The organism is Blautia parvula (assembly GCF_020215665.1).
Taxonomy (GTDB): domain Bacteria; phylum Bacillota; class Clostridia; order Lachnospirales; family Lachnospiraceae; genus Blautia; species Blautia celeris.
Map to the genome: position 1 here is coordinate 1,411,512 of NZ_CP084061.1, position 17,569 is coordinate 1,429,080.

The window sequence follows — 17,569 nt, forward strand, 5'->3', positions numbered from 1 at the left end:
TTATAAACGCTTTTTCCGCCGTTGTAATTATGGATTGGGTTAAACTTCCCCGCTCTCTTTTGTCCTTTTGGACAAAGAAGCGTCACGAAACAGGCGCAGAACTGCCGCTGCCTCATAGAGACGCCCCGCTTCCGGCATTTTCTGTATTCGGAAGCGGAAGAACTCGTGGAGCTTTCCCACCCGGTATTTGATGGTATTTTTATGTACATATAACAGGTCAGCCGTGCGGGCAATATTGCTGTCTGCATCCAGAAGAAAAGTTTCCAGTGTCTTATAAAGCTCCTCGTCCTGCTCTTCCAGCCCTTTCAGACAGGCGGTCTTCTCCAGTATTGCTTTCTCCCCTGCGTCCAGAATCTGCCTGCAGGCGCCTGCAAACTCCAGCTCACTCCCCGTCAGAATATGGCGGCAGGGAAAGATGCAGCCCGCCTCCTCCGCGTATTCTGTGCACAGAAGAAAAGCGCTGCGCACCTGTGCCGTATTTTCAAGCCCGGGGCAGCTTATGAGGCGTATCTCTTTGTCCCCCTCCTCATAGAAAGCCTCCAGAATCTGTTCCTGCTCCATTTTGGTGCGCTCCTGTCCCGTAAAGACAACTCCCCTTCCCTGATGGATGCCCGCTATGCAGATATCATAATACTGTTCCAGAAATGTGCTTGCGTGCCTCACTTCCTTTTCCAGATTCCGCTCCGCCTTCTTTTTCCTGGGCAGGAGGAGAAGCATGTGGTGAATGGATTTCACATCAATCCGGAAGATTTCCGCCAGCCTGCGCATCTTCACCGGTTCGTCATTTAAAATAGCTTTCAAAAGTTCTCCAGTTCCCACATTGCCGTAACCTCTGCTCCAGACACCGATGAACAGCCTTACCGCCTCAGCGGCCTGCAGGCAGAGCTGGGCATGCAGTTTTTTGTCCTCACGGACAAGGAAAAGAGTAAGCCCCGCATTGTCAGCGTCTTTCACCGGCGCGCAGAACACCCAGCGCCCGGAGGGAAGCCGCTCCATCTCCTTTGACGCGCCCGGTGCCTCCCCGCCGTAAAACTGCTCCAGCTCCTCCATAGAGGATTCTCCCGCCTGAGGCCACACAGCCAGATTCACAGGGCGGAAGCGGCTGTCAACTAAAAAGAGGGAACAGCGCAGCCTGTCACTCAGCATCCTGACCACAGATTCCACGGTTCTCTGGCTCTCGGGAAGATAACCGAACCGCTCTAACATCTCCCCCACAAGATAGGTATCCCGCTTCTGCTCACTGATGATGGCGTGCATAACCTCTGTGATCACCTCACTGTAGCGCAGGTCCATGCGGTTTTTCGGCATACAGATAAGGACAAAGCCCAGTTCGTCCGCAAGTGCCGCAACCTCAGGAGCAATGTCCTTTAAGAAAATTCCCACATAGTATAAGATCAGCCCCACTTCCCCGCCCTCATATAGCCTCCGTATGGTGGCAAGCTGCAGCGGGACATCCTCCCTTGCGTTGATAAATCCCGTAATGGCAATCTCACCGCCGTAAAAATCGCCGGGGAACAGGTCATCATTCAGCATCTGGGGATTGGCGTATTCCAGGACAGAAATGGATGTGACCACTTTTTTAAGTCCTGACTTCCCCGCTGCCACCCTGGCACCTCCAAGGGAGGGCAGCTTTAACAGGTCTTCCACCGTAACACTCATTTTATCTCACTCCTCTTTGCCTCAAGGCACTTCTGCATATCGTCGGGAAAGGCAGCCTGTATCCGTATCTCCTCTTCGGTAAAGGGCTGGATAAGTGTCACCCGGAAGGCATGCAGGGCAGCCCGCTTCATGTGCTCCGTATTTCCTCCGTACAGACGGTCCCCCAAAAGGGGATGCCCCATCCAGGCCATATGCACCCGGATCTGGTGCGTGCGCCCTGTTGCAAGGCAGAGATGTACCAGAGCACAGTCCCTCATTTTTTCCACAACGCGGTATCTGGTCACCGCGGTCTTTCCCTGAGGGGAGACACACATGCGCATCAGTTCTCCCTCCGCTTTGTCTATCTTCTCCGTAATGATCCCCTCATCCATTTTGGGAACGCCCTCCACAAGGGCCAGATACTCTTTTTCAAATGCCCCCTGCTGTTTCTGCTTTGCCAGTCTCCCTGCTGCCGCCTGGTTTAAGGCAAACACCACAATGCCTGAGGTGTCCTTGTCAAGCCGCCCCACGCTTCTGACCCTGGCCTGCACTCCTTTTTCCCGGAAATAAAAGGCCAGCATATTGGAAAGGGAATCCGCGTAATGCCCATGGGAGGGGTGCACCACAAGACCTGCCGGTTTGTTCACACAGAGCAGATCCTCATCCTCATACAAAATATCCGGTATTCCCTTTCCCGGCACCAGTTGGGAGGAGCCTGTGTGCGCCTCCTCCAGCTTTACTTCCACTTTATCCCCGGCTTTCAGTTCATGGGTAACTCTCGCCCTGTTACTATTTACCCGGATTCCGTCCTTCCTGAACTTTGCCTGTTTTATCTGCCGCTTTGTAAGTTCCATATCATGAAGCAGAAAGTCTGACAGACTGCAGTCCCTCTCTGCCGTTTTACTCCATATCTTTTCCATTTGCTCATCCCTGTGCATGCTCGTGCTTTCCTCTATCTGTCTTTTTTTATTCTAGCAGAGTCCGGCAAATGCGTAAAGGAAATAAAAGAAAACCTCTTTCAGAACCCCTCCTCCCGTGATAGAATGGATTTATAGCAATAGAGAGACGGGCAGATGCACACAAAATGCAATAAATTGCATTTTGGCGCTGGCTAACTCGGGATTTTGCTTCGCATCGCGCAGCATCCCCTTGGGGAAAACACCTCCCGTGACATTGGCCGTGAACAGTAACCAAAAGGAGACTTTATTATGCAGATCAGCAGCCTTCACATCAGGAATTTTAAATACATACGGGATATGGAGATTCGGAACATTGAAAACGCCCTGATTCTGGTGGGGAAGAACAATACGGGAAAAACCTCCGTTCTGGATGCTGTCCGGGCGGTGAGCGGCTCTTACCGGATACGTGAATGTGACTTTAATGAAAAAAAGCAGAGGATAGAGATTACCATGACTCTGTCCATCTCCAGGGAAGACCTGCAGATGCTGCACCACCACGGACGCGTGAGCGTGTACCGCAGATATACTGCCTGGTATGAGGATTTCTGCAAAAAGCTCCCCTCCTACCAAAACGGAAGTCTGACCTTTACCTACACAGTCAATGTGCTGGGACAGGAACGCCTGAGCGACGGCCGCGAAAAGCACAACAAATATATCCGTCAGGTACTGCCCCAGATTTACTACATCGGAACCGACAGACGGCTGGAGCAGCTTCAGAAAGATCTGCTGGCCTTTGAGGAGGATGAACAGTTAAAGAGAATGCGCCTTGATGTCTGCCTGTTCGAGAGCAGCAAGCACTGCAGCCGCTGTTTCCAGTGCATCGGCCTGATCAACCAGAAACGCCCGGAGGATCTGACCGCCTTTGAGACCGCAAAGCTTCTGGAATACAAACTCTGTCAGATGAATCTGACGGACTTTGCAAGGCGTGTCAATACCAGTTTCCACAGAAACGGCGGATTTGATGAGATCCGCTACACCATGCGCTGCAACATCGACGAAATGTGCTCCGTTACGGCAGAAGCCTACAACACCAAGCGCAGCACATACACCCCGGTGGAACATATGGGAGAAGGTATGCGCAGCATCTATATGCTCTCTCTTCTGGAGGCTTACACCCAGGACAACAACAGGATTCCCAGTGTGATCCTGGTCAAGGACCCTGAGACGTTCCTTCACCCGGAACTGCAGAAAAAAGCCGGGGAAATTTTGTACCGTCTGTCCAAAAAGAATCAGATCCTGTTCTCCACCCACTCGCCGGACATGATCTTTAACTTCAGCAGCCACCAGATACGGCAGGTTGTGCTGGACGAACAGTATTATACCATTTTACGGGAGCGGACTGATATGAACCGGATACTGGATAATCTGGGTTTCAATGCCAGCGACCTTATGAATGTCAGCTTTGTCTTCATTGTGGAAGGCAAACAGGATAAAAGCCGACTCCCCCTGCTTCTCCGGAAATATTACTCGGAGATCACCACCCCGGACGGCAGACTGTCCAGAATCGCCATCATCACCACCAATAGCTGCACCAACATCAAGACATATGCCAACCTGAAATATATGAACCAGATCTATCTCCGTGACCAGTTCCTCATGATACGCGACGGAGACGGCAAAAACAGGACAGAGCTGGCTGCACAGCTCTGCCGCTACTATGAGGCCAGGAATCTGGAGGATGTGGACCATCTCCCGAGAGTCACCCCGAAAAATGTGCTGATCCTCAAATACTATTCTTTTGAGAACTATTTTCTCAACCCCGCTGTCATGGTTCAGATCGGCGTGCTGGAAAAGGAAGAAGATTTTTACAGAATCCTCCTGGAAAAATGGAAAGCCTATCTCTATAAAATAAAGAGCGGGCGCCATCTGACAGAGGAGCTCGGATTTGAGATACAGACAGAAGAAGACCTGAAAAACCATATGGAGGAATTTAAGATCTATATGCGGGGCCATAATCTCTTTGACATCTTCTACGGACCTTACAAAGAGAAGGAACAGGAACTTCTGAAACGCTATATAGATCTGGCTCCCAGGGAGGACTTCAGGGATATCCTGGATGCTGTCGACCATTTTATCTATTTTGACAGCAGGAAAAAGCAGGAAAGTTAAAACACAGGCGCCGCAGATAGGATGTGAATCTGCGGCGCCTGTATTATTCTTTCTCTTCTGTTTCAGGGGCATAGAGGGCATATCCGCCCTTTCCGCTCCGTTTTGCTTTGTAGAGAGCCGTATCCGCCCTGCGGTACAGCTCGTGGAAATTCTCGCTGCCATTAGTCATGACAGCTCCGATGCTGCCGTGTACCGGATAGTCATCCTTTTCCCCTGTATAGAGGGAATCCCACTTCTTTACAATGGCATCCAGGATGAGGATGAGCTGATGGCTGCTCTGCACATTGATGAGAAAGACCATAAATTCATCTCCGCCGATTCTGCCCACAATATCCGTGGAACGGAATGTCCTCTGCAGAGCATCCGCAAAGCGGACGATCGCCCTGTCCCCCTGGGTATGCCCCAGCGTGTCATTGATACGTTTTAAATTGTCCATATCCACAATAAGGAGCGCACAGACACTGCCTTTGTATTTTCTGAGGGCATGGGTGACAAGTTCCTCTGTGGCCATTTTGTTATAAAGTCCTGTCATGGAATCTGTCTCGGCACGCAGCCTGAGTGCCTCTTTTTCCCTCATATTTTCATCTATGTTCATCATTTTGCCCAGAATGCGCACAACTCTTCCCCTGTCATCCGCAAAGATACTGGTGAGCACTGAAAACCAGATATAGACGCCTGCAAAGTTACAGAAACGAATGTTCCGCGTCATAACCCCTTTTTTGCTGCTGAACTGAGGCAGTATCCTGGAAAAGGCGGTGACATCATCCGGATACACCCATTTCCCGTCCAGAAATGACTGGTAATCCGGCTTTATGCCGAGTATCTTTTCAAAATTTTCGTTGAACTCCAGTGTATGGTCCAAATTGTTGAGTTCAAATACCAGCACATCGGAATCCCTGGCCAAAAGCCGGAATCTCTCCTCCGAGACTTCCAGCTTTTCCTTCTCCTCCAGAAGCTTCTGTGTCTGTGCCCGCAAAGCCTTCCGCTCTGTTCTGAAGAGATAAAAGATCAGCAGAAAACCAAGCAGAAAAGAGACTGCGAAGGCAATATTGAGCCTCGCTGCATAAGTCCTGACAAAGGCATAGGAGGAATCCACCTCCCCCCGCTTCATGGCAGATAAAAGTGTCCATCCGTTATATCCGAAGGGTGTCTGTGTCACATAATACTCCTGTTCCCCTTCCTGTATAAGGGATACCAGTTTCTCTTGGTTCTTGGCTGCCTGCTGCATATCCTCCACGGAATGACCGTCCAGAAAGGCTTCGTTCTTTGTCTTTTCATATATGTTTTCCAGGCTCTTATCCCCTACCACCATCTCCTCATCTTTGGAGGCCACTATGACGTCTCCCTGTCCGTTGATGAGAACACTGGCATCATTTCGCTCGAAATTGTCATGCAGGAACAGGGTCCCGAACTGTTCTGCCGTATAAGAGCCGCAGAGCACGCCTGTGATCTCCCCCTGAGGATTTTTGATGGGAACAGCCAGCAGAACACAGAGGTATCCGTCTTCGATACTGGAGATAAACGGCTCTGAGATCGTCTGTTCCCCTTTCACAGCCGCCTGGAACTCTTTCAGATTTTTGATGTTCCTCTGTATTCCCTCATTGGTCATTCCGTTTCCATTCAAATCCGCCATGGTAATGCGATAAAACTCCTGGGTCTGCCGGATGGCATCGGCTGCGTTCAGGAAGGTCTCTGTATCCTCCATCCCTGCCTGCCCCAGATAACTGGCAAAGGCGCCCAGGGAATCAAACTGGCCGGAAAGTACAGTTCTCACATGATCCGCCTGCTGCTGCGCATAACTTTCCAGGGTCGCGTGAATCTCTTCGTTCACCCTGCGGCTTGTCTTCTGATTATAATTCAGCACTGCCACTGCAAGAAAAACTGCCAATACCGCAAACACCCACAGTGTCTGCTCTGCCCGTGTATGTTTCCTTTTTTTCGTCATACATGTACCATACTCTTTCCTCCGCTCATATTTCCTTGTACAACTAGGCGTATTTCACATTTTTCTTTTGTTTATTCTGTCAGAAACGGTTCTGCTCCATGTTTTCCATTTTTTCCTTTGTGAGAAGAAAAATCTTAACCTCTGCCTCGTGACCGTCCAGTTCCTCCTCTGTCATTCTGCTCAAAGCGGCCACTCTGCTTTTTCCATCCCGAATCTCCCACATGGCATCTTCAAAAAACAGGTCTTCCCCCTCTGTCGTCCGGCCCGTATCCGGCATGGCGCGAAGCGTAACGGTAAAGGAAGATATGCCATGCTCCATACTGCGTCTGTGTATGGCAGCCTTCTCCAGTGTCTCCTCCTCAAAAGGATATTCCCTGAAAAGCTCTGCCAGGTCTGCCATGCGGACAAACCCTCTGAAATAATACTCATTTTCCTGTATCGCCTGCTGCAGTCTCAATTTCATAGTCATCCCTCATTTCCGCCCGGCATCCGCAGTTCTCTGTCGCAAAAGAGGGCATCCACTGCTGCCCTGTATTCATTCAGATGCTGGGCCTTTTTTATTTTCTTTGCGTATTTCGCGCTGTCGGGAAACATATGTATCATGTAGAACCAGAGTTCTTTCATCTTAAACAGCACATTTCTGTCTCCTGACATGACTTTCTCATATTCAGTACAGAGGATGTCGTGAAATTCCCGAAATTTCTCTTTATCCGGCAGTGTGCCCTTCGTAATATGTCCCGCAAGGTCCGGGTCTGTGAGCATTCCCCTGCCAAGCATCACTGTCTCCACCTGGGGAAACCGTGCTGTAAATGCCTCATAGTCTTTCTTCGTAAAAATATCCCCGTTATAGCAGACCCTGTTCCTGCTCAGGGACAGGGCATCTGCAAAAACATCCAGATTCGGTTTGTTTTTATAATAATCTGTCTGCAGTCTCGGGTGAATGATCAGCTCCTCCATGGGATATTTGTTGTAAATCTCTATCAGCTCGTAAAACTCTTCTGCATCCTCCATACCGATTCTCGTCTTAACGGAAAGCTTCAGATCCAGTGTATCAAAAATCTCATCAAGAAATTTTTCCAGCAGCTTCTGCTCTCCCAGGAATCCCGCGCCTCTCATTTTCGTCACAACGGTCCGGGAAGGACATCCCAGATTCAGATTGACCTCCTCGTATCCCATACTCTGCAGTTCCAGAGCTGTCTTCACAAAATCCTCTGCGTTGTTTGAAAGAATCTGGGGCACTGTGTACATTCCCCGGTTATTTTCCGGCAGGACATCCTTTAACTCCCTGGAATTAAAACAGCGGTTCCGGTTCGGCATGATAAACGGGGTAAAATATTTATCTATGTTATTATAACATGAATACAGGGCATTGCGGTAGATATATCCTGTAATTCCTTCCATTGGCGCAAGATAAAATCTCATAGTATTTTCTGTCTTCCTCCCGGTCTTATTCAAGTCTTATGTTCCTCCAGCCATCTCTCCAGCACTTCCAGATTCATGTCAGAGTGTTCCACCTCCCTGGCATATCGGTACGCAGTCTCCACCACATCCTGAAATTCCAGCTTTTTCCCCTTTTTCAGCCATACCAGCATAACAAATTCCTGAATCCATTCCGTGGAAAATACAGCCAGAGCCATCTTGGAATAGACAGCATCATCGTACACCGCACCGCAGAAATAGGTATATACAAAGAACACCATAAGCTGTTCTCCCATCCGTTCCCACTCCCCGCGTACGCTGCTCTCATACCCAAAGCTGCGTTCAAATTCCCCGCACAGTTCCAGATAATGCTCCTCCCCGTTTTCATAGAGATTCTTCCAGGCATCCGAAAGCAGGGTGCCCCACTCGCTCCTAAGCCGCTCCAATTTCCGGAACACGGAAAATTCCTGCTTTCTTCTGGCGTACCGCCCTTCCTTTTCTATCTCTGCACCGGTGGGATGGCGGTATTTTTCAATCACCTGATCTATGGCGAAAAATTCTTCCCGGTCTATGCATGCCTGAAAATCCTCCGCAAGAAAAAGCACCTCCCGCATCCGGATCCGCAGGTCCTTTTCCCTGTCTGTAAGGATTTGAAATATCACATCCCTGGCATCCGAAAGCAGGGTAAAAAGGAAAAAATCAAAGTCCTCAAACTCATCTTCCTCCTCTGTCTCCCAGGTGATAAATTCCGCCTTCTCCCTGCAGGAAAGAATCATTCTGGCAGCTTCGGGACAGGACAGCGTAAGGGAAAGTTCCCGCAGATCCTCAAATTCCTCCACATGCCTGGGATACATGCTGCAGGTGGCACATAGCCCCTTCGGGCCCAGTTCCCTGTAAAGGTCACAGAGGTTTTCCTCGTTTAAAAACGCACAGCGCCTGTCATACTGATAAAAGCATCCCTCCATCCAGTCAATGGAATTTCTGAGCCTTCTGCCAAACTCTCCCTGCACATTTCCATAGGTCTGCAGTGACTCCTCATCAATGACGATCTGCCATCCGGCGCAGCAGGTAGCCGGACAAGCTCCGGCAATACAGACAAAATCATCATAATAGCCGGGTTTTATATATCTCATATTGCGTCTCCTTATTGATTTCTTTCGTAAACCGAACAGAACTCACACCCGGTCAGGACTATGACACTCCTGGGGCCGGCAAGTATACTGTCATTGTCCAGACGGACAGGCTGTTTTTTCCACTCCGAACCGATCTCTCCGGTATTCACGGATACATGCCACAGCAGGGGCCGCGGAAGCTCAGGCAGTCTGACTGAAACAGGTTCCCAGAAGGCATTCACCAGGAGATAGACAATGTCATCCCTGCCGTTATTCTCATCATAGCCTGTGAACATCACTGCCGTAACCTTTGCCTCCTGCCCGAAATTCTCCACCCAGGGATTTTCCCCGTGGAAGCTGATCTCCGGAAGGCCGAAGCGGTTGCTGCCCAGATTGCCGCTGATGCTCTTATGGCTCTTCCTGAAATGTATCATGAACCGGAAGAATTCATACACATCTCTGTGTGTCTCAAGCCTGCTCCAGTCAATCCAGGATATCTCGTTGTCCTGGCAGTAGGCATTGTTATTCCCATACTGGGTGTTGCAGAATTCATCCCCTGCATAGAACATAGGCGTCCCTCTGCTGCACATGAGGACTGCGCAGGCATTCTTGATCAGACGCATTCTCAGCGCATTGACCTGAGGGTCATCTGTCTCTCCCTCTTCCCCGCAGTTCCAGCTCCTGTTGTCATCGGAACCGTCCCGGTTTTCCCATCCGTTGGCCTCATTGTGTTTCCAGTTATAGGAATACAGGTCATAGAGTGTAAAGCCGTCATGACAAGTCAGGAAATTAACGGAAGCATTTTTCCCCCGTATCTTGGGCTTGTAAATGTCCGTAGAACCTGCGATGCGCATGGCAGCCGCCTGGGCTGACCAGAGTCCGCCCTTCAGATACTCCCGCAGGTCATCCCTGTACTTTCCGTTCCACTCTGACCAGCGGCAGAAGGCCGGAAACTGCCCCACCTGGTATAGTCCCCCTGCATCCCATGCCTCCGCAATCAGCCTGGTGCCGCTTAACAGAGAATCATAGGCCAGAGACTCCACAAGAGGCGGCCGTTCCATGGGTGAACCGTCTTCGTTCCGCCCCAGAATCGATGCCAGGTCAAACCGGAAACCGTCAATATGGTAATCGGAAACCCAGTATCTGAGGCATTCCTGAATCATTCTCCTCACCACCGGGTGATTGCAGTTCAGTGTATTGCCGCAGCCGCTGAAATTATAATAATGGCCGTCCGGCGTCAAAAGATAGTAAATGTTGTTGTCAAATCCTTTAAACGATATAAAAGGCCCCTCCTCGTTTCCTTCAGCCGTGTGGTTAAACACCACATCCAGAATGACCTCTATTCCGTTTTCATGGAGCGCCAGCACCAGGTCCTTTAACTCCATTCCCTCCCGGTTGTACTCTTTTGAGGCCGCATAACTGGTGTTGGGGGCAAAAAATGCCACGGTATTATAGCCCCAGTAATTGATGACCTGCCGGTCATTCACCATTCTCCGCTCCCGCAGCTCATCAAACTCAAAGATGGGCATAAGCTCCACTGCATTAACTCCCAAATCCTTCAGATAGGGGATTTTCTCCTTAATGCCTGCAAATGTCCCCGGGTGCTCAACATCTTCTGCCATCTTCGTAAATCCGCGGACGTGCATCTCATAAATGATCAGCTCATCCATGGGAACCTTTGGCTGCCGCTCTTTTCCCCAGAAAAAATCATTTCTCACAACTCTGGCCCGATATCCTTTTTCATTCACTTTTTTGCCCCATACACTCTGGCCTGTCACTGCCTTTGCATAGGGGTCAAGGAGTATGTGGTTCTCATCAAAGAGAAGGCCCTGTTCCCTGTCCCAGACACCGCCCAGCCGGTAAGCATACTCAAATTCTCCGATGTCCAGACCGAACACCATCATGGAGTACACGTCACCGATCTTAAAATGCTCCGGAAACCTGAGAACTGCATACGGTTCCTCCTCTGTCCTGTGAAAAAGCAGCAGCTCACAGAACGCCGCACCCTTTGAATGCACGGTAAAATTAACGGCAGTCTGTAAAACTGTGGCACCGTAGTTGCCGTACAGCCCCGGGCATACCTGAAAACCTGCCACCTCGTCTGTTGGTATCCATTTTTGAAGCTCATCATTCATGCTGACATCCCTCCCTGAATTTTATGCGATCACGGTTTTCGGTTCTCTTACTTTGCGGGAGAGTCGGAAAAAGCCCGGCAGCAGCCAGGCTCCGGGAGCTCCCATACGGTACACAGCATTTCTTCCGGGAGGCATCAGTCCTGCCTGAGCACTGACAGCAGCTTCCTCATCTGTCCCAGGCGCTCCTCAAACTGTACATAGAAGTCTCTTCCGCTTTCAAACGGCTGTGTATAAAAAAGATTCAGGACATACATGTTCAGATCTTTCGTGAGCTGCTCTTCCTCTTTTTCTTCCAGAAGATTCCGGATGTCTTTTAAAAGAAAATGCCATTTGGCAGCAAAATCTTCATAGTTTTTCAAATCCGGCACATCCAGCCATTTGCTCACTTTTATTTTAGTCTTATTTTTCTTCGGGCATTCCTGATTCTGCAGGTAATAGAAAAAACCTTTTTCCTCATAATATCTCCCCAGGGGAAATAACCGGCAGAGCCCCGGGCGGAAGGCATGGACCTTACATCTTCCATTTTCATCTAAGAAGGTACACTTTTCTTTTGCTCCTGTCATCCGCAGATTCGGCAGAATACTGCCCTCTGCCACATGCAGTTCTATGTGGCTGTTCATCAGGTCTTCAAAAGTGAGGCCCAGGTTTGTCTCCAGCCTGTAGACATCAAGGGGGTCCAGTTTAATGGAGTCCCCCATGCCCCGGCAGCACTCGGAACATCCCTGGCAGCCTCCGCAGTCAGCCTTCACCATATCTCCCGCTTTATATAATTTCTTTAAGTCCTCTGCAAGAACTTCTCTCTCCATGTATAAAACCTCTCTGTCTTATGTATTTCTGTTTATGGACTTTACAGAATGTGTTTGAAAATTTCTTTGGCCGGCTGTACGTCACACTCTGTGGGAGATTTTCCCCCATAAGCCAAAAGTCGGGAAATCCCTCTTACCACGCGTCCCTCCGGATCATCAAAATGACCGCCCGGATTACTCTCACAGATAACCGGACAAAATTTCCCCCAGTGGGCAGCCAGACGTTCTGTGCACACTTTTACGGAAGCCATTCTCACATTGCGGACTTTATGCTCCCTGCTGCCAAGAGATATATAGATCAATGGATTTTCGGCTTTCATACTGTGGGACATGGCATAATCTGCCCAGCCGTCAAACCAGAGGGAACCGGACATGGTGCCGATTCTGTTGAACTTGTCCGAATGGTACATGGCATACACGGCGAATAATCCGGCCATGGAATATCCCACGATTCCCCTGTCCTTCACTTCAAATGAAAGATTCTGTTCCGCCCGGGGAAGAAGCTCCTGCTCAAAATACCGCAGATATTCCCCGGCTCCGCCTGTAAAATCCGTGCTCTTTGCAAAAGCCTTCTCTGCCTTCCAGGGAGAAAAATCACCGTTCCAGTCTCTTCCCGAAACGCCCGCAAGGACACACGGCCTCGTGATCTGCTGCCATATCTTCTCCCCTTCCTCCCGGGAAAAAATGTGGCACCAGATAACAGGAACCGGTTCTTTTATCTCCTCTCCCCAAAGGTAGATTTCACATTTCTCTTCTTTAAAACTTTTCATGGCAGCAATAAGACCTTTCTGTGTGCAGTCAGTATTTTTACTGGTGTTGCCGCTGATTTATACAAGTTCAGCACGGTAAATGTACAGATACGGCTGAACGGTTAGCAATTTATTTTCTTCTTTTTTATTATAAGGGACGGGGTAGAAAACCGCAATGTTTTTATTCGCAGGGACGGGAAAATGGGGACGGGAAAATGGCCGTAGGCGGGGCTGCATGATAGCATGACATGGGAGGGGCAGCTGCGAGGGATGACTCTGATCTTCCTTGCTCTATAGACAAATTGAAAGAAATCTAAATCTCTTATTTTCGTAGATAGTCTTAAGCGCCTGGCAGCAAGTTCTCCCCACTTTACGGCTAATTTTAGAGAAATCTCTGGTTTTCGTAGGTGATTTTAGGGCATCTGACAATACTTTCTTCTTGTTTTACAGATAATTTATTTTTATAGGTAATCTTAGGACTCCTGGCAATAGTTTCCGCCTGTTTTACAGATAATTTGAAGGATATCTTTAGCTTTCGTAGGTAATCTTAGGGCGCCCGACAATGATTTCTTCTTATTTTGCAGATAATTCATTAAAAAGCTTTAGTTTTTATAGGTAATCTTAGGACTCCTGGCAATGGTTTCTGTCTGTTTTACAAATAATTTGAAGGATATCTTTAGCTTTCGTAGGTAATCTTAGGGCGCCCGACAATGATTTCTTCTTGTTCTGCAGATAATTCATTAAAAAGCTTTAGTTTTTATAGGTAATCTTAGGACTCCTGGCAATGGTTTCCGCCTGTTTTACAGATAATTCGAAGGATGTCTTTAGCTTTCGTGGGTAATCTTAGGGCGCCCGACAATGATTTCTTCTTGTTCTGCAGATAATTCATTAAAAAACTTTAGTTTTTATAGGTAATCTTCAAGAACCAGACCATGTCTTCTGCTTGTTTTACAGATAATTTGAAAGACAGCCATATAATCTATAGGTAAATCCGGAAATTCGACATGTGTCCTTACTTTCCAGGTAATTCAGAACTCTGATATCTAACAGATGATGTGCGATGGGTAATATATAAATACAACAAGGGTATTTATAAAGTGAGACAGCAATGACCCGGTATGGCGTATGGAATCTATATATAGCTTGCAGGCTGCAGGAAATGTAGTATAATAGTGTCTGGCTGTCCGGATGATCTCCATGCCGGACTGTATCATAAAACTGCACGGGAGGTCTTGTGAAAATGAATCTGATATTCCGGAAAAATTTTAAAAATGCAGTGGAACGTGTGCTTCATGTTCCCCATAACTATACAGGCGGTATTCTGGAAATGACCTTTGTGTTGGATTATGCGCTTTCCAAAGAATGTGCCGTATCCATGACAAAAGAGATTGCCGCTGTGCTCCGCTCTCACAGCCAGGTCTTCCAGAATGTCCGGCTCAACCTTCTGCACTGGAAGGAGAACGAGGTGCTTGTAAACCAGGTGGTGCCAATTTCCATGCTGCAGCTTGGGAGAGGGTTGGAAAACTATGAATCCCTGCCCGGAAATAAATCCCTGGACACCCTTACAGATACCCTGAAACGCTTCCACGCCAGGTCTAAGCTGGTAATCTGCCTGCTCGGTACAGGATCTGCCGCAGGCGCGGTGGTGCTGGATGAGGAGAGGACAAAAAAGAATCTGCAGCCATTTCTTGGGCGGAAGAGTATATTCTTATGTGTGCAGGAGGACGGGGAATGCGTTAGTCCGGAGATTGTGATGGGGGCTGAAATACTTTCCAAAATATAAGGACACAAAAAACGGAGACTGCATTGCCGGGGAATATATCCATATTCCCCGGCAGCATAGTCTCCTTTTTCCGTTTTCCTTATCCCTTTGCCAGATTCAGCAGAGATTCCTTTAACTCCGGCACTGCCGCCTTCACAATTCCTCTTATCCGCTCAAAAGCCTCCGCATCTGCCGCCTCAATCCGGTACGTCATGGCCTGTTCCGTTACAGATTTTCTGAGCAGGAACCAGCCGTCTGCAAATTCAATACGCACACCGTCCATTCTGCTCACAGGATAGCATTCTCCCATCTCTGCCGCCTTATCCAGCCATTTTTCCTGTTCCTCATAGGGGCAGAAGACCCTCAGATCCGGTGTGATGATGGAATCCGGAAACTCTTCTGCCATCTCTGCCAGGCTCCTGCCTTCCTCCTCCAGGATTTCGCACATTTTCAGTGTTGCGTAAAGGCCGTCATCTCTGCCGATTTCCCGGAAGAAAAAATGTCCGCTGATCTCCCCTGCTGCCAGTGCCCGTTCCTTTAAAAAACGCTGCTTGATGAATCCGTATCCGCTCCGCTCCATAACAGGCATCCCACCGTAAGCCAATATGGTATTCTTCACCAGGGAGGCGCTTTTCTGATCATATACAAATGAACCCGGGCCTCCTTTCAAATACTGACGGATAAAAACGGCAAAGCTTTTCTCACTGGTCAGATAATGCCCCCTGTTGTCAATAAAGACAACTCTGTCCCCGTCTCCGTCATAAGCGGCTCCCAAATCTGCCCCTGTTTCCAGAACTTTCTTACAGACATCTGCAAGGCAGTTATACTCTGCAGGATTGGGGTTCCTGTTCGGAAAATTTCCGTCGTATCCGCAGTAAAGCCGGCTCACCTCATACCCCATTGTTTCCATGATCTGTGGTACAATTTTACTGGTGGCGCCATCACAGCAGTCCAGGACTATCTTCAGACTTCCCTTTCTGCAGTTTCTTTCTATGAAAGCCGCGTAGTTTTTCTCCACATTTCTTGTTTCATATGAGCCGTTCCCTGTTAAGAAGTCTCTCAGGTGCACCAGATTCTCCACCTTTTTGATTTCTTCCGACGTCACCGGGAAATTCCCGAACATCATTTTAAATCCATTATACCGTGCCGGGTTATGGGATGCTGTGACCATGATTCCTCCCTGCGGCGCTTCGGTTCCAAATTCCGCTGCGTCCAGAGCGTAATAAAACATAGGTGTGGTCACACAGCCTACATCTATCACATGGATGCCCGTTTCCATCAGTCCCCGCATAAGAGAGGCCTTCAAAACCGGTGTTGACAGGCGGATATCCCCTCCCACCGCCAGCCGCTTTCCCCTCTGCAGGGTCCCGACTGCTTTGCCGATGAGGTAAGCATCCTTTTCATCAAATTCCTCTCCGTATATCCCCCGTATATCGCAGTCTTTATAAATACTCATGTAACACTCCTTCGCTGTTCATCCTTTTCCAAGCTGATATCTCTCTTGATACGCCTCAAATGCACACTGATAAAGCTCATCATATAGAGAGGTAAGCCCGTACACCGGCTCAATGATGTCCCGGTAAGAAATCATGTGCCCTGCTGCCTCCGGTAAATCATGGTAGCAGGAAGCCGATGCCGCTAAAATCGCACATCCCATAGCCGCCCCCGTATTCTCCGGCACTTTCAGCATCCTGTCCAGTACACTTGCCCGTATACGCAGCCACTCCGATGATCTGCAGGCCCCGCCTGTTGTAAAGATCTCCTGTCCCACACAGGCGCCGCACTCCTGCATATGTTCAAAGGCCAGCCGTTCAGCGTAGGCCACACCTTCCATGAGCGCAGCATAATGAATCTGCGGATCGGAAATATCTCCTAGGACAAATGCCCGGGCCTCCGGGTCCAGAAATGGAAAACGTTCCCCTCTGCCATGCAGAGGATAACTGATGACCTTCGTGGGAATCACGTCCATAACTCCCCGGTTCCACATCTCAAACTCTTCTTTTTCAAAAAAATCATTCAGACACCTTCCCCCAATATTGGAGGCGCCTCCAAACATCCAGTCCCCGGAGGGCAGTTTGTGTGAATAACTGCTTCCCCCCGCATCGACGAACAGTTCTTTTGTGACTCCTTTTAAGACCATGGTCGTTCCGATGATGGAAGCCCAATCTCCTCTTTTGACTGCTCCTGTAGAGACTGCGGACACATAACCATCTGTCGCTCCGGCAGCAACCACGGTATCCGGTGAAAACCCAAATTCCTCCGCAGCCTCTTTTGTGATATTTCCTATGACCTGCCCCGGGGGAATCACCGATGGAAATATGCGCCGGTCAAGCCCCAGCACCTCAAGCAGTTCCGGCCAGACTTCTTCTTTCAGGTCAAACCCGCTTTTCAGCGCATTGGAGTAATCCGTGATTCCATATTCACCTGTAAGCCTGCCTACGATATAGTCTGACTGATGCACCATGTATTCTGCCTTCTCATACACATATGGATCCTGCTCTTTTATCCACAGGATCTTCGGCAGGGCAAAGGATGCGTTGAATACATAACCCATTTTCTTTTCCAGCTCACCGGCATGTTCGTGTATCTTCTCCGCCTGGACAGCCGCGCGCATATCATTATACATCAACGCATTCCTGAGAGGATGCTTCTCTTCGTCTAAAAGCACGATTGTACCAGAAGTACCGTCTACCGTGACGGCGCGTATTTCCGTCGGCTTTCTGCCCGTCCTCTTAAGTGCATCCACACACTTTTTTATAACCGTTCCGGCCGCATCCCACCACATAGCAGGGGCCTGTTCATACCAGCCCTCTCTCCTGCTTGTATTCAGCTCCCAAAAGTTGCATGTCCCCTGTGCAAAGACTTGGCCCTGTTCATCACATATAATACCTCTGGCTCCCTGGGTACCCACATCAATCCCTAAAAAAAGCATCCC

13 protein-coding genes are annotated in these 17,569 nt (G+C 49.1%); 2 read left to right on the plus strand and 11 right to left on the minus strand.

The window, feature by feature from the left end:
• Positions 1-39: 39 nt before the first annotated feature.
• Together LC508_RS06715 and LC508_RS06720 are read right to left on the minus strand one after the other, a co-directional pair.
• Entirely contained in the window at positions 40-1,659 is a 1,620-nt protein-coding gene (locus tag LC508_RS06715; protein WP_103731683.1) for a PucR family transcriptional regulator, read from the minus strand.
• The gene (locus LC508_RS06720; RefSeq protein ID WP_158587336.1) at positions 1,656-2,558 is read right to left on the minus strand and encodes an RluA family pseudouridine synthase; all 903 of its coding nucleotides are present in this window, start codon (positions 2,556-2,558) and stop codon (positions 1,656-1,658) included. Before LC508_RS06720 ends, LC508_RS06715 begins: the two co-directional genes overlap by 4 nt.
• A gap of 288 nt (positions 2,559-2,846) precedes the next feature.
• On the opposite strand from LC508_RS06720, the gene LC508_RS06725 reads away from it, so the two are divergent.
• Positions 2,847-4,706, plus strand: a complete 1,860-nt coding sequence (locus LC508_RS06725; RefSeq protein WP_103733033.1) for an ATP-dependent nuclease — start codon at positions 2,847-2,849, stop codon at positions 4,704-4,706.
• Between the two features lie 43 nt (positions 4,707-4,749).
• Here the strand turns inward: LC508_RS06725 and LC508_RS06730 are convergent, their stop codons facing one another.
• The 7 genes from LC508_RS06730 to LC508_RS06760 form a co-directional block, all read right to left on the minus strand.
• Entirely contained in the window at positions 4,750-6,651 is a 1,902-nt protein-coding gene (locus LC508_RS06730) for a sensor domain-containing diguanylate cyclase (protein WP_103733032.1), read from the minus strand.
• A gap of 79 nt (positions 6,652-6,730) precedes the next feature.
• Complete coding sequence (locus LC508_RS06735; RefSeq protein WP_033140511.1) at positions 6,731-7,114, minus strand: hypothetical protein; 384 nt, start codon at positions 7,112-7,114, stop codon at positions 6,731-6,733.
• A gap of 2 nt (positions 7,115-7,116) precedes the next feature.
• Positions 7,117-8,073: a tRNA dihydrouridine synthase gene (locus tag LC508_RS06740; protein ID WP_054351233.1), complete on the minus strand. Its 957-nt coding sequence runs from the start codon at positions 8,071-8,073 to the stop codon at positions 7,117-7,119.
• Positions 8,074-8,102: 29 nt separating this feature from the next.
• A complete protein-coding gene (gene fliB, locus LC508_RS06745; RefSeq protein WP_054351091.1) occupies positions 8,103-9,203 on the minus strand; it encodes a flagellin lysine-N-methylase in 1,101 nt (366 codons plus the stop codon).
• An 11-nt stretch (positions 9,204-9,214) separates the two neighbouring features.
• Positions 9,215-11,317, minus strand: coding sequence for a glycogen debranching protein GlgX (gene glgX / locus LC508_RS06750; protein WP_103732752.1), 2,103 nt, complete (start codon positions 11,315-11,317; stop codon positions 9,215-9,217).
• Positions 11,318-11,451: 134 nt separating this feature from the next.
• Positions 11,452-12,123, minus strand: coding sequence for a YkgJ family cysteine cluster protein (locus tag LC508_RS06755; RefSeq protein WP_033140514.1), 672 nt, complete (start codon positions 12,121-12,123; stop codon positions 11,452-11,454).
• 41 nt (positions 12,124-12,164) lie between these two features.
• Positions 12,165-12,893, minus strand: a complete 729-nt coding sequence (locus LC508_RS06760) for an alpha/beta hydrolase (protein WP_103732753.1) — start codon at positions 12,891-12,893, stop codon at positions 12,165-12,167.
• A 1,219-nt stretch (positions 12,894-14,112) separates the two neighbouring features.
• Between LC508_RS06760 and LC508_RS06765 the strand changes: the two genes are divergently transcribed.
• Positions 14,113-14,655, plus strand: coding sequence for a hypothetical protein (locus tag LC508_RS06765; RefSeq protein ID WP_033140515.1), 543 nt, complete (start codon positions 14,113-14,115; stop codon positions 14,653-14,655).
• 79 nt (positions 14,656-14,734) lie between these two features.
• Here the strand turns inward: LC508_RS06765 and LC508_RS06770 are convergent, their stop codons facing one another.
• Positions 14,735-16,090, minus strand: a complete 1,356-nt coding sequence (locus tag LC508_RS06770) for a phosphomannomutase/phosphoglucomutase (RefSeq protein ID WP_103732863.1) — start codon at positions 16,088-16,090, stop codon at positions 14,735-14,737.
• Positions 16,091-16,108: 18 nt separating this feature from the next.
• Positions 16,109-17,566 carry an FGGY-family carbohydrate kinase gene (locus tag LC508_RS06775; RefSeq protein WP_103732862.1) on the minus strand — a complete coding sequence of 486 codons (1,458 nt, stop codon included), beginning with the start codon at positions 17,564-17,566 and terminating at the stop codon, positions 16,109-16,111.
• Between the last annotated feature and the right edge of the window lie 3 nt (positions 17,567-17,569).

What these genes read in the sequence shown, in the direction of transcription:
- LC508_RS06755 (WP_033140514.1), bottom strand. Translation starts at nt 12,123, where the DNA reads ATGGAGAGAGAAGTTCTTGCAGAGGACTTAAAGAAATTATATAAAGCG.
- LC508_RS06765 (WP_033140515.1), top strand. Translation starts at nt 14,113, where the DNA reads ATGAATCTGATATTCCGGAAAAATTTTAAAAATGCAGTGGAACGTGTG.
- LC508_RS06720 (WP_158587336.1), bottom strand. Translation starts at nt 2,558, where the DNA reads ATGGAAAAGATATGGAGTAAAACGGCAGAGAGGGACTGCAGTCTGTCA.
- LC508_RS06735 (WP_033140511.1), bottom strand. Translation starts at nt 7,114, where the DNA reads ATGAAATTGAGACTGCAGCAGGCGATACAGGAAAATGAGTATTATTTC.
- glgX (WP_103732752.1), bottom strand. Translation starts at nt 11,317, where the DNA reads ATGAATGATGAGCTTCAAAAATGGATACCAACAGACGAGGTGGCAGGT.
- LC508_RS06725 (WP_103733033.1), top strand. Translation starts at nt 2,847, where the DNA reads ATGCAGATCAGCAGCCTTCACATCAGGAATTTTAAATACATACGGGAT.
- LC508_RS06775 (WP_103732862.1), bottom strand. Translation starts at nt 17,566, where the DNA reads ATGCTTTTTTTAGGGATTGATGTGGGTACCCAGGGAGCCAGAGGTATT.
- fliB (WP_054351091.1), bottom strand. Translation starts at nt 9,203, where the DNA reads ATGAGATATATAAAACCCGGCTATTATGATGATTTTGTCTGTATTGCC.
- LC508_RS06760 (WP_103732753.1), bottom strand. Translation starts at nt 12,893, where the DNA reads ATGAAAAGTTTTAAAGAAGAGAAATGTGAAATCTACCTTTGGGGAGAG.
- LC508_RS06740 (WP_054351233.1), bottom strand. Translation starts at nt 8,073, where the DNA reads ATGAGATTTTATCTTGCGCCAATGGAAGGAATTACAGGATATATCTAC.
- LC508_RS06770 (WP_103732863.1), bottom strand. Translation starts at nt 16,090, where the DNA reads ATGAGTATTTATAAAGACTGCGATATACGGGGGATATACGGAGAGGAA.
- LC508_RS06715 (WP_103731683.1), bottom strand. Translation starts at nt 1,659, where the DNA reads ATGAGTGTTACGGTGGAAGACCTGTTAAAGCTGCCCTCCCTTGGAGGT.
- LC508_RS06730 (WP_103733032.1), bottom strand. Translation starts at nt 6,651, where the DNA reads ATGACGAAAAAAAGGAAACATACACGGGCAGAGCAGACACTGTGGGTG.